The organism is Candidatus Micropelagos thuwalensis (assembly GCF_000469155.1).
GTDB classification, from domain to species: domain Bacteria; phylum Pseudomonadota; class Alphaproteobacteria; order RS24; family RS24; genus Micropelagius; species Micropelagius thuwalensis.
This window is the reverse complement of record NZ_AWXE01000004.1, coordinates 118,782-133,728: the sequence shown is the minus strand read 5'-3', so window position 1 is coordinate 133,728 and position 14,947 is coordinate 118,782. Positions and strand designations below refer to the sequence as shown.

The 14,947-nt window shown below is 46.7% G+C and carries 13 protein-coding genes; 6 read left to right on the top strand and 7 right to left on the bottom strand.

The window, feature by feature from the left end; all coding sequences use genetic code 11:
* Positions 1–152: 152 nt before the first annotated feature.
* Positions 153–1,208, top strand: a complete 1,056-nt coding sequence (locus RS24_RS05260; RefSeq protein ID WP_021777153.1) for an MBL fold metallo-hydrolase — start codon at positions 153–155, stop codon at positions 1,206–1,208.
* 12 nt (positions 1,209–1,220) lie between these two features.
* A complete protein-coding gene (locus RS24_RS05255; RefSeq protein ID WP_021777152.1) occupies positions 1,221–2,258 on the top strand; it encodes a glutathione S-transferase N-terminal domain-containing protein in 1,038 nt (345 codons plus the stop codon).
* 149 nt (positions 2,259–2,407) lie between these two features.
* Here the strand turns inward: RS24_RS05255 and RS24_RS05250 are convergent, their stop codons facing one another.
* Genes RS24_RS05250 through RS24_RS05225 form a run of 6 tightly spaced genes read right to left on the bottom strand, consistent with a single transcriptional unit; the run spans position 2,408 to position 8,962 of the window.
* Positions 2,408–2,995: a TetR/AcrR family transcriptional regulator gene (locus RS24_RS05250; RefSeq protein WP_021777151.1), complete on the bottom strand. Its 588-nt coding sequence runs from the start codon at positions 2,993–2,995 to the stop codon at positions 2,408–2,410.
* A gap of 26 nt (positions 2,996–3,021) precedes the next feature.
* Entirely contained in the window at positions 3,022–4,284 is a 1,263-nt protein-coding gene (locus tag RS24_RS05245) for a DsbA family protein (RefSeq protein WP_021777150.1), read from the bottom strand.
* Positions 4,281–6,059: an arylsulfatase gene (locus tag RS24_RS05240; RefSeq protein WP_021777149.1), complete on the bottom strand. Its 1,779-nt coding sequence runs from the start codon at positions 6,057–6,059 to the stop codon at positions 4,281–4,283. Before RS24_RS05240 ends, RS24_RS05245 begins: the two co-directional genes overlap by 4 nt.
* A complete protein-coding gene (locus tag RS24_RS05235) occupies positions 6,056–6,442 on the bottom strand; it encodes a hypothetical protein (protein WP_021777148.1) in 387 nt (128 codons plus the stop codon). The genes RS24_RS05240 and RS24_RS05235 overlap by 4 nt, the downstream gene beginning before the upstream one ends.
* Positions 6,439–7,302 carry a type 1 glutamine amidotransferase domain-containing protein gene (locus RS24_RS05230; RefSeq protein ID WP_021777147.1) on the bottom strand — a complete coding sequence of 288 codons (864 nt, stop codon included), beginning with the start codon at positions 7,300–7,302 and terminating at the stop codon, positions 6,439–6,441. Before RS24_RS05230 ends, RS24_RS05235 begins: the two co-directional genes overlap by 4 nt.
* Positions 7,303–7,315: 13 nt before the next feature.
* Complete coding sequence (locus RS24_RS05225) at positions 7,316–8,962, bottom strand: sulfatase-like hydrolase/transferase (RefSeq protein WP_021777146.1); 1,647 nt, start codon at positions 8,960–8,962, stop codon at positions 7,316–7,318.
* A gap of 99 nt (positions 8,963–9,061) precedes the next feature.
* Here RS24_RS05225 and RS24_RS05220 point away from each other — a divergent pair, with 99 nt between their 5' ends.
* Positions 9,062–9,823, top strand: coding sequence for an SDR family oxidoreductase (locus tag RS24_RS05220; protein ID WP_021777145.1), 762 nt, complete (start codon positions 9,062–9,064; stop codon positions 9,821–9,823).
* Between the two features lie 80 nt (positions 9,824–9,903).
* On the opposite strand, the gene RS24_RS05215 is transcribed toward RS24_RS05220, so the two are convergent.
* Entirely contained in the window at positions 9,904–10,800 is an 897-nt protein-coding gene (locus RS24_RS05215) for a fatty acid desaturase (protein WP_021777144.1), read from the bottom strand.
* 600 nt (positions 10,801–11,400) lie between these two features.
* On the opposite strand from RS24_RS05215, the gene RS24_RS10155 reads away from it, so the two are divergent.
* From RS24_RS10155 to RS24_RS05200, 3 genes are all read left to right on the top strand, one after another.
* A complete protein-coding gene (locus RS24_RS10155; RefSeq protein WP_420885950.1) occupies positions 11,401–11,538 on the top strand; it encodes a fatty acid desaturase family protein in 138 nt (45 codons plus the stop codon).
* A gap of 1 nt (position 11,539) precedes the next feature.
* A complete protein-coding gene (locus RS24_RS05210) occupies positions 11,540–12,256 on the top strand; it encodes a fatty acid desaturase (protein WP_108912110.1) in 717 nt (238 codons plus the stop codon).
* A gap of 342 nt (positions 12,257–12,598) precedes the next feature.
* Complete coding sequence (locus RS24_RS05200) at positions 12,599–14,782, top strand: TonB-dependent receptor (protein ID WP_131443739.1); 2,184 nt, start codon at positions 12,599–12,601, stop codon at positions 14,780–14,782.
* The last annotated feature ends 165 nt before the right edge of the window (positions 14,783–14,947 follow it).

Below are 14,947 nucleotides of genomic sequence, written 5' to 3'. Positions count from 1 at the left end.
CGGCGAGCCGGAATATATTGACATAATTTATGTCATAATATTTAATAGAGCGCAAGATTATGGGGAAAAATTAGCCATGACCATCCAAATATTTAGTGTTACGAATAAAACTCGGTCAACTTGAAGCTTTCAATATTTAAAGGAGCGTCTTTGTGAAAAAAATCTCCATACTGGTAATTCTGCTCCTTGGGCTTGTGCTAATTATGCGCGAGCAGGCCAGCCTTTTTTTGTTCGGAAAAGCGATTGAGAGTAGGATGGCAACATCCTTACAAGCTCCAGATCTGGTCGACGGATTGCATGTTGGCTTTTGTGGTGCGGGTTCACCCTTGCCAGATCCTGACAGAAGTGCCCCGTGTACAATAGTCATAGCAGGCGAGGATATGTTTCTTTTTGATGTGGGGAGCAGCCACAACATCGGGGCTATGGGATTTATCACTGGCATGCTGGATAGTGTTTTTCTAACCCACTTCCATTCAGATCATATCGGTGATCTTGGGGAGGTGATGTTGCAGCGCTGGGTCGCTGGTAACCACAGAAGCCCGCTACCGGTTTACGGCCCGGCAGGCGTAACAAGGGTGGTTGATGGCTTCAATATGGCTTATGGCCTAGACAGTGATTATCGCACCGCCCACCATGGTGATGCTATCGTGCCAACTTCTGGTAAGGGTGGTACGGCCCGGCGGATCGACGTTTCTGGCGATGAACTTGTAACTGTCACTGAAAAAGAAGACCTGCGTATTAGTGCTTTTTTGGTTGATCACGCGCCAGTATTGCCTGCCATTGGCTACCGCATTGAATACAAGGATCGGTCAATCGTAATCAGCGGCGATACAATTCGGTCCGATAATCTGATCCGTTATGCAAGTGGCGTCGACCTGCTTGTGCATGAAGGCCTGTCAATGGAACTGGTTGAGCTGGCAGAAGAAAAAGCCAAACTTGTTGGCCAGAAAACTATGGAAAAAATCTTCTTTGATATCCGCGACTATCATACGTCCCCGGAAGATGTTGCAAAGCTTGCTGACGAGGCTGGCGTCAGATATCTGGCATTCAATCATATTGTTCCAATGCTGCCCTTGCCTGGGATGAAAAAGATATTTCTGGGCAACGCGAGGCAATATTTTGACGGCCCCATCCATGTCGGCAGCGACGGAGATTTCTTCTCTTTACCAGCAGGTTCGGACGACATCAGAAAAGACAATCGATTGTAAAAGGAATTCAGAATGCCTCAAAGACTGCGCGTCCTTGGCGGAACCATGTCTCCTTATACTCGCAAGATGGTTGCTCTGCTGCGCTATCGGCATATTCCATATCAGATCATTTGGGGTGACTTAAACCAGAAACTGGCCGAGCTCGGAATTGAAAAGCCTAAGCCTGTTCTGTATCCAGTCTTCCTGATACCGGATGAAAACGGGCAGGAAGTGGCTTCAGTCGACTCCACACCCATTATTCGTGTGCTGGAAGGCATGTATGAGGGACGCTCTGTTCTGCCGGACGACCCGGTGATCAAGTTCATCAATTATCTGCTTGAGGACTTTGGCGACGAATGGGTAGTCAAATATATGTTCCATTATCGCTGGACTAATGAGATGGATATATCTGAGGCTAGGTCAAAATTAATCTACAGCAGCATGGTCAGCGTTCCTGAGGACATGGTTAGCCAGTTGGCGAAAATGTTTAGCCAGCGCCAGATCAATCGATTGTTCAGGGTCGGGTCAAATGATACGACTGCGCCCCTGATCGAGGCGTCCTACAAGCGATTTCTGGCATTGATGGGCAAGCATATCGAGACCCAACCTTTTCTGCTCGGGACGCGCCCTTCTTCGGCTGATTTTGCAATACATGGCCAGCTAACCCAGTTGATTGCCGAGGATTCAACGCCTCGTCAGATTGCCCACGACATATCACGGCGGACCGTGTCCTGGGTCGATATCATGGAAGATCAAAGCGGCGTCGATTTGGACAAGACTGACTGGAATGATCCTGAAAACTTGCCCGGGACACTGATTGAAGTCTTACGTGAGGTTGGTCGCACCTATGTGCCGACCATGATTGCAAATGGCATGGCTGCCTTGGCAGGCGAGCAAAACTGGTCATGTAAGGTTGACGGCGCCGTCTGGGAGCAGCCAGTCAATATTTACCAAGCCAAGACGCTGAGATGGGTTCGGGACGAATATGGGAAATTAAATGCGTCAGATCGAGGTCGGGTGATGGACATTCTCAGGGCAACTGATTGCGAAATGCTTGTTGAGGATAACTAGCGGGAAAAAGTTCCATTCGTGTTCAAAAAACTGTGTTACAAACTGAAGCTTTCATGGCGATTAATGGAGTCCTTAATATTTTGAACTAGCAGGTCTCGCGTCCTGCTCTAACTGCGAAGGTCATGGGTGCATGTTCAGAAAAAGCGAAATCAGGGTTTGAGAAGCGGGAGAACTTGACTACGAATAATGGCTTTAGCATCGTCAGGGCTTAAACCTTGGTGACGGATCAACCGGTTCCACGTTTCAAATGAAAGCAACATCTCTGCAAGATTCTTGTCGGCTTCGGGTGCTGTCTTGAGTTCATACAGGCTCAGGAGCATCCGCTTCTTTAACCGGTGGTTCAAATCAGCATAGTTTTGTTTCAGGGCGTCATACTTCCACATCAGACCATATGTTGAAAGAAGGGTTTCGCGATTAATGGTATATAGTTTGTGGCGCGCCTCAATTGCGCTGTCGAGACGTTCCTCCTTAGTGCCTTCGGTAAGGCTTGTTTGCAGGATTGGACTATCACGATTGATTAGATCCTGGTGCAGTGAATGGAACAAGCTGCCCATATCATCAAATTGGCGGAAAACGGTTCGGATACCCACGCCCGCTCTTTCAGATACCATTTGTGCTGTAGGCTCACGGATACCCTCTGCCATCAGTTCGATCATGGCTTTCTTGATGGCCTCACGGCTACGCTCGCTTCTTTCTCGTCGCCCATCGGCATGCGCGTTTTCCGTGGTCTTTACCATATAGATTCGCTTCCCTTCTCTTACGGCTAGAACTGTCGCTCCGCCTTGTTAGTGATCAGGTCTGCAATCGTTCTTGCAACCAACCATAGGCGGTCTTGACCCCATACGGCAAGGACAGAATCTCCATTAGCATCCAGCAAGTGATAGCTTGGCACACCCCAGCTGCCAAATCCGTACATGCTCAGGCGGTTTTGTTCCAGTTCTGAATGCCATTCTGTGTCGTTTAGGTGGTTACGGGCTTCTTGCCAATCCAGTCCGGCCTTTTCTACGATGTGGCGAAGCCCATGATAATTGTTTGTGTTTATCCCTTCTACAAAGGCGGCATTCAGGAAGCCCCCAAGTAGGTCATTTCCTTTACCTGTAGTTTTTGCCCAAGCATACAAAGCATAGCCTTTAAGTACTGGCTCACCAATGGGGTCATAAAACTTACCGTATAGGACACCCTGGGCCCGGGCTTCGCGGGCTGCATCCTTGAAGATGTACATGCCTTTCTGACGAGTGGCAGGCACGCCTCGCATCACCATGGGCAAAACTGGTTTGATCACCAGATTGATGCCACTTTCACGCGCCAGCTTCATGGTGGGTTCCCAGGAAACAGCAGTGTAGGGGCTGCGCAGGGACGGATAATATTCCAGTGTCAATGCGCTTGCGTCACCACTAACTGCATTGCTGGGCCTAGGGTAAAGTGGTGGCCGGTCAGGAGATTTGTCTGCACCAAGCGATTTAAGGCGGGCCTCCAGATGATACAGGCGGTCGATGCCCCAATACCACTCACCTTCGTAGTAAAACATGGCGCCGCTATAATGGCCAAGCTTGCTGCGGAGAGTATTTCCGGCGGCCTGACGCTCATGAAGGGAGCCATGAGCACCGCCCATCTTGTCCTGCAATGCCATGGCCTGTTCAGGGGAGAGAACCGTTGGTTGATCAAGGCCATAATGGGGTGAAATCAGTGCGGCATCCCGGTGGGACATTAACTTGAGCATTTCCAGTTCCGGCGTGTTGGCACCGGTTTCGGCAGTGACCAGATGGACACCGAGCGTGATGTCATAGCGGGCGACCAACTTGTCCAGCGTTTGGGCAGCCAGGTCCGAATAGCCATCGCTCTCCTGATGAAAGTAAAGCACCTCATGGTGGCGACCGTCTGCCTGCCGCTTTTTTTCTCGCGACTGCCAAAGCTTTTGCTGACTTTCAGCACTGCCAACACGTGTCATTATTTTCGATTGCAACCAACGTACTAGAGCAGGAGGTGTACTGCTGGCCACGCCAGATTGTTTGGTTATCTCGTTCATGCGCGGTTATTCTTTCCACGCATTTTCCAGGCGACCGCGAAAGGCGTCAAGATCAGCAGTGTCAACAAAAAGATCAGAATCGGGTTCAGATACATCTTGCGGAGGGCATTGATGGTAACCTGTCGTCTGGATTCGTAACCCGGCGGCAGCGTTTGCACGCCCGCCCGCTGCTCAAACATCTCCCACTCCCCCAACATGCGCTGGAACAGAGCAGGGTGCTTTGTGGCGAGGTCTGCCGTTTCGCCGGGATCGCGGACAATATCGTAGAGTCGCCATTGGCCGTCTCCTTGGGGCCGGGCGTGCAAGACAATTTTATAGTCACCGTGAAATACGACCTTGTTACCTGCCAGTTCATAGGCGACAAAATCGTTGGGACCATAGACTTGGTCAGCATGTCCGGTGAGAAGGCCAGTTAAGTCCTTACCTTCCATGCCATGCACGGGTTTGCCACCATAGCGTTCGCCAGGCATATCAGTGCCAGTCATTTGCAAAATAGTTGGTGCCAAATCGGCGATCCATGTGAAGGCATTGTTAAATCCCTTTTGGGCCTCAAGTCCCGGCCCGCTGATGATCAGGGGTACACGCATACCACCCTCGCCAACTTGGAACTTGTACCATGAAAGTGGTGAAGCAGCGGCGCTGGCAAATGAGGGCCCAATAGTATTGAGTGATCGTTTCAGGCCAAGGGTGGCATATTCTATATTGTGGCCGGTGATCCGCATACCAAGTGCTGCGCCAGGAATGGTCATGTCCGAAGCCTCGGCGCCATTATCTGATGTGAAGATAATAATGGTGTTTTCAAATTCACCATTATCTTTCAGCCACTGTAGCAGGCGACCGATATTATGATCCATCGCCTCCACCATGCCGCCATATACAGCCATTCGCTTGGCCTCATAGCGCTTAGCGTCATTTGTCAAGGTGTCCCAGTCTTCTGTGGTATGCATCCGCGCCATTGGTACATCGGCTGGCACCAGACCAGCCTCTATAGCGGCTTGGCGACGGTTTTCACGCAATACGTTCCAGCCATCGGTGTATGCGTCCATATAGCGGTCGATATACTCTTGCGGTGCCTGAACTGGCATGTGCACAGCCTGCAGGGGCAGATAGGCGAAGAATGGCTGACCATCACCGCGGTTACTATTAATAAAGCTGATAAGTGTGTCGACGAGATTGCGGCTGGAATAGAAATCTTCCGGCAAGGATGTCGGTAGCCCGTCCATATACCAGTTGGCGGTTTTATACAGTGGCAGATAAGGACGTTGCTCCCAGTTGTCGGCACCGCTGTCTGCCAGCATGAAGGTCCGCTCGAACCCACGATTGAAGGGAATTAGCTCTGGCGTACTGCCTAGATGCCATTTGCCCGATAGATAGGTGTGGTAACCCGCGTCCTGCAATAGTGTCGCGATGGTCACAGTATTCTGGCTGAGAACACCTTGATAGGCTGGGTAGTCACCCAGTTCCGGTGGAACCATCTCAGGTATGGTGGCGACTCCAGCAAGGTGATTATTGACGCCAGTCATTAGCATGGCACGGGCTGGGGCGCAGTTGGCGGCGGTGTGGAAATTGGAAAAACTGATGCCTTCCCTGGCCAAAGCATCCAGGTTTGGCGTGTTAATTTCGCTACCGTAGTGACCTAGATCGGTATAGCCCAGGTCGTCAGCGAGGATCAGAAGCACATTGGGACGTTTGGAGTCGACAGAAGTATCGTCTGCAGAAGCAGCTTGGCCCAACAGGCCAGCAAGCAGCGCAGTAGCGGCCAGCAGTCTCCTCATGCCTTTTCGCCCTCGCAGATGTGTTTCGAGGCAAAGAGCCAAAAGGCAGCAATCAGGATTTCCGGACCGATCATGCTGGTCGCCAGTGTCGCGTCGTGAAAGGCCCAGGCCAACACACGGCCTAGCGCAGCAAGTGCCATAAAGATTGCAGGCACAATGATCCATGTCCGCCGCTCGGTGACAAGGCCAGTCAGGACAGAAATGCCCAAGGTCAGGAAAGCCGCAGCCATGTCGCCAATCAGGGTGCTGCGACCAAGGCCTTCCATCAGATCCATTCCAAAAAAGGGCGCAATGCCAGCTGGTGCCACCAGCCACCGCACGCCAAAGCTGACAAAGACGATGGCAGGTAGAGCTACCAGAATGCGAAGGATCTTGATCTTCACAGCGAGCTTCCCTTGTTGGCCAGCAAGCCCACAATTCTGTGTGCTGCTTCCAGCCCGGAATTCTGGTTTTGGCCAGTTACAAAGCGCTCTTCATCATCAACCACCACATGGGTCTGAAAGATGTCCCGGAAGCCTGTGCTGGCTTCAAAAAGCGCACCTGCTTTTCTCAGCTCTGTCTCGGGGTGCATTGGCGTCACCTCTATACCCAACTCCCTGAGCTGCTTGTCAGTGACACCTGTCATGCGGCGGTCTGCCACCAGTAGATTTCCCTGCTGATCTGTAGCGCGTACAAGGCCGAGCAAGCCGTGGCATACGGCGCCAATAATCGGCGATTTGTCGGCATACCAAGCGGCGCTGACCTTTTCAGCGAGTACGTCGGACTGGGCCATGTCATAGGCTGCGCCCCAGCCGCCGGCGAGAAAGATCGTGTCATACTGGCCGATGTCTACCTGCTCGATTGGGATCGAGTTTTTCACTTTCGCCTGGAAGGTCGGATCTTCCAAAAAGTGCTCGTCTTCTGCAGAAATGATTGGGCGGTAGAAGCTTTGCGGGTCAATGGGGATTTCCCCGCCTTTAATGCTGGCCACGTCCACACTCATGCCTGCTTCTAGAAAAACATAATAGGGGTGGGTCATCTCCGATGCCCAAACACCTGTGGCCGGGCCGTCAGTTTCGCCTAATGGCGCCAGCACACCGTGGCTGGTCGTGATGATGAGTGCACGCTTGCCAGGTGCTTCATGCACAGGACCGATATATATAGGATGCAGCCCTGCACCATGCAGGATGGATGGTAGCGCCAGGGCAATTAGGGCAACCACAGTAGCCATGCCACCAGCAATGTAGATTAAATTCTTTTTCATCGGAGTTTCCTTGTCAATTTGCCCAGTAGACTACTTCATCGTCTGGCGTAGCGGTTTCCGCACGGGTCTTATCAATGGCAATCGGTGCCAGCATGGAGTAGGGGTATAGCGCTCCCGGACCGCTGGCCGTGTGTGCTTTAATCAAGTTATGCAATTCAGCAACTTTTTCCGGGTAGGCAGGCGCTAAATTTTTCTGCTCGGTAGGATCTTTGGACAGGTTGTAGAGCCAGGGACCGCCTTCAAGGTCATTGACTTGCAGCTTCCAGTCGCCCATCCGTACGGCGTGGTTGATGCCGCTGTGGAAGAATATTGGGCGCTCGGGCAGGCCAGCCTGGCCTCGGGCAACAGGCAGCAGGCTGAGACCGTCAATCTGTCGATCAGCGGGGAGTGCCGCACCAGCGGCTTCAACCAAGGTTGGCATAATGTCGATATGGCTCATTGGTACATCTATTTGCACGCCTTCCGGCAGTCCCGCTGGCCACCTGATAAACCCAGGGACCTTCAGGCCGCCTTCAAAAAAGGTCAGTTTCCAGCCTCTGTAGGGGGCGTTCAAATCATTAAGCCCGATATAGCCCACGCCGCCATTGTCGCTGGTCAGAACGACAATGGTGTTTTCTGTCTGACCAGTATCTTCCAGCGCCTGCAAAACCCGACCAACGCTGCGGTCAATAGCCCGCATCATGGCTGCATAGACCTGCAATGTGTGCGAGCCCAGATCACCAACGGCCTCGTAATCCGTGCGCGTGGCCTGAAGCGGGGTATGGGTGCCCCAGTGCGCCAGGTAAAGAAAGAAAGGGCGATTCCTGTTGGCTTCAATTACCTTCACGCTTTCATTTGTCCAGTAGTCGGTTAGATATCCGCCTGGCTCAAACGTATCATCGTTGCTGGCATCATTGAAACTGGCTGAGTATCTCATCCTGGCCCAAAGGAATTTGTCTATCGGATCAAACTCGATCTTGGCATTGACCACATCCGGATGATCCTCGGGGAGATACATGCCACTGTGCATCAGCAGGCTTTCGTCAAAACCCTGGTCGTTAGGCGCCATGCCGTTTGTTCGCCCCATATGCCACTTGCCAATGTGGACGGTATGATAACCTTCATCTTTTAAAATTTCTGCCAACGTAACCTCTTCACCCGGGAGGCCTTGATCATTAAAGTCCATATTATTCTCAAGACCGGGCAGGGTTTTAGGTAAGCCATTATTCATGGAGTTGCCGATTGTGATAAGTGCCCCCATACCGCCAGGAAATGGAGTGAACTCATAACCGGTTGTTGTCTGGTAGCGGCCAGTCATGATCATGCCGCGAGACGGCGAGCAAGTAGCATTTCCGGCATAACTGTTGGTGAAAACGACGCCCTCGGATATAAATCGGTCGATATTCGGGGTTTGGATACGTCCGCCTGCGATGCCGCCGCCGAATGCCGAGATATCATTGTAGCCAACGTCGTCCAAAACGATCATCACAATGTTTGGTCTATTACTGTCAGAAGGGGTGGCTGGGCCCTGTTTCCAGGCAATCTTCCGGTTAGGCGCAACGGTGTATTCGGCTTGAGACTTTTTCTTGACCATATAGAGCATCAGCTCGACTCGGTTGGCCCAAGCCAGACCTCCGCTGATTATTAAAGCTATCAGAATGCCATAAAAAACCTTCCTCATTTATGCACCTACCATCCCATCCTTGATATATTGACATAATTTGTGCCATAATATTAAAACTCTGTCCATAGATATTGACGGGCTAGTAGGAAGTGTACAATGAAAAATTTGTTTGATTTGAGTGAAAAAATTGCCTTGGTAACCGGGGCTAGCCGGGGTATTGGTGAAAGCATCGCGAAAACCCTGGCCGGTGCGGGTGCCCATGTCATTGTTTCCAGCCGCAAGGTTGAAGACTGCGATACAGTCGTAGAGTCTATTGTGGCTGACGGTGGTTCGGCCAGAGCTTTTGGATGCAATGTCGGCGATATGGCTCTCATCAAAGAGATATTTGACCATGTCAGGGAAACGCATGGTCGTATTGATATTCTCGTCAACAATGCTGCCGCCAATCCCTACTTTGGCCATATCCTCGATACGCCGGACTGGGCCTTTGACAAGACGGTTGAAGTTAACTTGCGCGGATATTTCTATATGTCAGTTGAAGCTGGCAAGATGATGCGGGATCAGGGTGGGGGATCCATTATCAACACGGCATCGGTTAATGCGCTACAGCCTGGTATGTTCCAAGGAATTTATTCAATATCCAAGGCTGCGGTGGTTTCCATGACCAAATCCTTCGCCAAGGAGTGCGGGCATTTTGGTGTACGGGTCAATGCCCTGCTGCCAGGCCTCACCAAAACAAAATTTGCCGGTGCGCTTTTTGAAGATGAAGAGATATATAAGAAGGCTATCAGCCAGGTAGCGCTTGGCACTCACGCCGAACCCGACCAGATGGCAGGCACTGTGCTGTATCTCGCGTCTGATGCCGCCAGCTATACGACGGGAGAGTGTATCGTCGTTGATGGTGGTCTGACCATTTAGGTGCTGGAAGACTGAAATGTCTGATGAAATTGATCCAAAAGTGCTCGAATTTCGATTGGACTCAGCTTGTTAGAAAATGGTCAATTTGGCTTTGCGCCATTGGGCTTTAGAGCCAATGTGTTTACAGTTGCAGGATCTTTGGAAGTGTGAAAGGCCCTTCTTGCATTCCATATTTTAAGTAAGCGATAGAAAGGGACAGCTGGATACAGATGATGCACCAGATGATAGTTTTGCGAGATGAACAAGGGCGTCATCAACCATTCCAGTCCAACCCGATTTGAAGTAGCCCGATAGCGGTTGTCTTTGGCCGTTACATCATGGGGGAAGTGGGGCAGAAAATCGAACGCCAAGACAATCACCAGTTTAGCAACGCGTGTTGGAATGAAGAACAGTAATAGGTAATATTCCAGCCACCCCACCGCGATAACTGTCGTCACAACGGCCACAGCGAATAGCACTGAGAAGATAAATTCTGCTTTCTCCTTCTCTGGTCTCTTGCGGAAGGTTTCCCCTTTCAGATAATATCTGAAGTAAACGAAATCGACGGTCAGCCAGCGGATAGGCAGAAGCCAGCCAGGCCCTGTTCCACACCATGCATCAGGGTCCTTTTCGGGGTCATTGGTAAACCGGTGATGTTGCATGTGGATGAAGCGGAACAGCACAAAAAAAGGTCCCGGTTCGAGGAGTAACATCGCTGCACGACCTGCCCAGTCGTTCACGCTCTGGTTTATACACACAGAGCTGTGCGAGGCTTCATGGGCCATGGTGAATGCCATATAGGAAGCGAGTGCATTGAACAAGATACTCCAGGACAAAGGCAACACCCCTTCAATATAGGCAATAGATGAAAGACCAAAAACCGCATAAGCGGAAAAAAGCAGCATGAAGGTTGGCCAGGCAATCCGTGGCCGTTTCATGAGTGTTTTAAAATCCTCAGGGACATCTGCCTGAGCTGCTTTAGAGGTGTTTTGGTTCATAGCAAAGGGTAAATTTTTCAAATAAGCTTTACTTGCACTCTTCCGATAGCCAATGTTCGAAGTATCAAGTTATTGTATTGACATAATATATGCCATAACATGTTTGATCTTCGCTGACAAGAGGAGGGGGGAGAAATTTGTTAAGCGTTTAGCAAGCCAGATTGTTTGGTTATCTCGTTCATGCGATATCATTAAATTTCAGTTCAGTAGCCGCAATGGCAGCCTCTGAATAATGGACTGTTGTAATAATCTGAAAATGCTAATGTAATAAAGAGGTATTGGATAAAATATATGTACTTGGATATTTAATTTGTAATATTTAATCCCCAATACTTTAGATTTTTATAATGCTCACTAGAGATATTTTTAAAAAAAATAAAGATTTATATTATGAATATTAAATAGGAATTAGTATGGCGCAAACATCAATAATAAAATTAAAAACGTCTGATTTACTGGATCGTAAAATTTTATGTTATCTTCGTGAACGCTCTGAATTTGTTTCCTCATTATTAGTCATACATGCATGGTCTATAATTGTATTGGCTATGATGTCTTTTTTTCTTTTTTCCTAATCCTCTGACTTATGTGCTTGCCGTGATGCTAATTGGCGCTCGTCAGTTAGGTCTTGCAGTAATAATGCACGATGCAGCTCATAATGCTCTATCCCGTAATCATGATTTTAATGATATTTTAAGTAACTTTTTTTGTTGCTTATCCTTTATTTGCTCGAACTGAAATATATCGTCGGTATCATTTAAAACATCACAGAAACACTCAACAAGAAGAAGATCCTGATCTTGTTCTCTCGAAGCCATTTCCTATAACGCGTAAAAGTTTTATGAGAAAAATGTTTCGTGACCTTACCGGTCAAACGGCCTTTCACCAGCGAAAAGCTCAATTTTTAGATGCAATTGGAGGCAAAGATTTATCACCAATTAATAGAATATACCATTTCTGGCAAAAACTAGGATATGAGATTATAGCGAATATTATAATTTTTATTTTTTGCTACTTAATATTTCATTGGAGCTTTTATCTTACACTTTGGCTTATACCTTTTTTTACTTACAACATGGCGATTATAAGAATCCGCAGTATTGCTGAACATGCGCTAGTGCCTGATGACAATGACCCGTTTCGTAATGCACGTTCGACTAGAGCTAATTGGTTAGTGCGAATTTTTTTAGCTCCCTACTGGGTAAATTATCATGTTGAACATCACTTATTTATGTATGTTCCTTGCTGGAAGTTGAAGCAAACTCATAACGCTCTTAGAGAGAATGATTATGTTAATAGAATGGAGACAGCTACTGGATACATTGATGTTTTAATTAAAGCTTGCTCAAAAGGAGATGATGAAGAAAATCGTGGCAACTTTATTTCTAATCCTAAACAACGCCTAAAGGGTTATTTTTCTGAGGGTTTCAGCTCAAGCCAATCCACTCATAGTTAGGATAATTTTTTTGGCAGTTAAGTATAAAGAACCATATTGACAGAATTCATCTTATCTGTTCAATGTTCGTAAGATGTCTATAATTTATAACTCATTAAAAATACTATCAATAATATCCCTTTTGATTGGGGGATTGCATATTCATGAGCATGAATTTCATGGTCATTTTGAAGCTGATGAATATGAAGTTACTTGTATTCATTGTGATTTAATTAAAAATATAAATACTAGCAATGAAACGACTTCATCTGATTTTTTTGATGAATTTTATCAACTTACTCAACAATTTTTTCTAACTTATAGCTTTCCAACTTATCTCCCAAGAGGTCCCCCAATTCTCCTTTGAATAAAAAAAAATATTTTTTAAGGAGAAATTTTATGAAAGCTTTTAAATGGGCAGTAGCGCTGCTCGTAACTTTTGTGTTTGGAACAAGTTTGTCAGCACAGGAAATTGATGAGGTTGTTGTATATAGCAACCCTTATAAAAAATCGATTGATAAAGTAATTTCAACAGTAGATATTTTGGACCAAGATGAAATTAGTTCGTCTTCAGATTTATCCTTAGGTTCATTATTAGCAAAATTGCCTGGCTTAGATAGTTCAGGTTATGGTCCCTCAGTTGGGCAGCCAATCATTCGTGGCCTTGGTGGTTTCAGAATTGGTGTTCTAAATAATGGAATGTCCACAGGTGATATAGCTTACACTGGTGATGATCACTCTAACGGCGTTCCAATACATAATCTTGAAAGAATTGAAGTGTTGAAAGGACCTGCTTCTCTTCGTTATGGTCCTTACTCATCGTCAGGTGTGGTTAATAGTTTTAACAAACTTATGGCATCTGGTGAAAATGAAACCTCACTGACATTAGGATACGGTGACTCGGCTGATGAAAATTCAGCCTCGTTGTTTACTAGAATGGGTAATTTTGCATTTTCAGCATATTATGAAGATGCTGATAACATGAGAATTCCTACTCATGCTGAAAGTGTGGCTCAGCTTCAATCAGAAGGTGAGGAAATACCAGCTGATAGATCTCAAGATGCTGAAAATACTTTTGGGGAAAATCAAGGTATTTCATTTGGAGGTAATTTTGGAAATGATAGAACCACTCTTTCATTTTTGATTGCTGCTGATGATAAAACCTATGGAGTGCCTGGTCATTCCCACGGTCATGGTGAAGACCACGATGGAGATGATCATGATGGAGATGATCATGATGGAGATGATCATGATGGAGATGATCATGATGGTGAGGAGCATGGTGAAGAAGAGTCAGTTCAAATTGACTCAGAACATCGGACTTTCCAGGCTCGATTAAGTCATGATTTGTCTGGAAATTTATTCAATTCTATACGTGCTGATTTATCTCATTCTTCATTCGAGCAAGAAGAAATGGAAGGTGCTGAGACTGGCATTCAATATGAACAAGACGAAAGTAACTTTCGTTTAGAGGCCTCAGCAAATCTTGGTAACTGGCAGACAACCTTTGGTTCTAATTATAGAGATATGGACCTAAAAGTTATATCTGAGTCCCACGATGAGGGCGATGGAGATGGAGATGGAGATGGTCATGGTCATGGGCAGTATTTGCCTGAAAGTGACAGATCTGAAATTGGCCTATTTTTCCTCTCTCAGCTTGAAAATGAAAGCTGGTTAATTGAACTCGCTGGCAGATATGACTCTATTGAACAAGAAGCATTTAGAGAGGAGCATGACGATGATGACGATGATGAAGGTGATCACGGAGACGAAGACCATGAGAGCCATGGAACCATTGATCATAATTTAACCAACTTATCTGTTGGTTTGGCCAAAAAATTCAATGGTGGACTTTTGTTTGGTGGTTCTTTATCTCATTCAGAAAGAGCACCTTCTCAGGTTGAATTGTTCGCAGGTGGAAAACATGTTGCAGCTCAACGAGATGAGTTTGGTGATGAAGACTTAAATAAAGAGAAAAGTTTTAGTACCGAAATATATCTACGAAAAAAATGGGGAGACTCAAGTTTAAGACTCGCCATTTTTGAAAATGATTATGAAGATTTTATTTATCTTCAAAGAAGAGCTGGATCAGAAGATGAATTCGATTTTCTTCAGCAAGATGCAGAAATCTCTGGTTTGGAATTTTCTTATGATACTTCGGTTAATTTCTCTGAGTATAAATTATCTACTTCTCTAAGATATAGTTTGATTGAAGGAGAGCTAGATAATGGCAGCAATCTTCCACGAATACCTCCCGAAAAACTGATGCTTGGTTTGTCTAGCAAAGTTGGTGAGGTACTCTATAAAGTTGATTTTACTCATAATTCAAAACAAGACGATATTGGTCTAAATGAATTGCCAACTGATAGCTTCACTCAAGTTGATTTTGGTGCTGAGTGGACTCCTTCATCAATTAATGGGTTAAAAGTGTCAGCTTTAATTCGTAACGCGACGGATGAAGAAATAAGACGGCACACCAGTGCAATTAAAGATCTAGTGCCAGAGTCAGGTAGAGATATCAGACTTTCTTTAGGTTTTAGTTTCTAAATCTCATTCAATAATATGGGCGAGGTAGTTCACCTATCTCGCCCAAATTTAGTATTTAAATTGATATATTAAGTTGTTTATTTTTTCAGTCTGAATATCTGATAAAATTAAAAAAAATAGAATTTCATATATACTTATAAAATAATTAATTCAAAAATAGAGTGC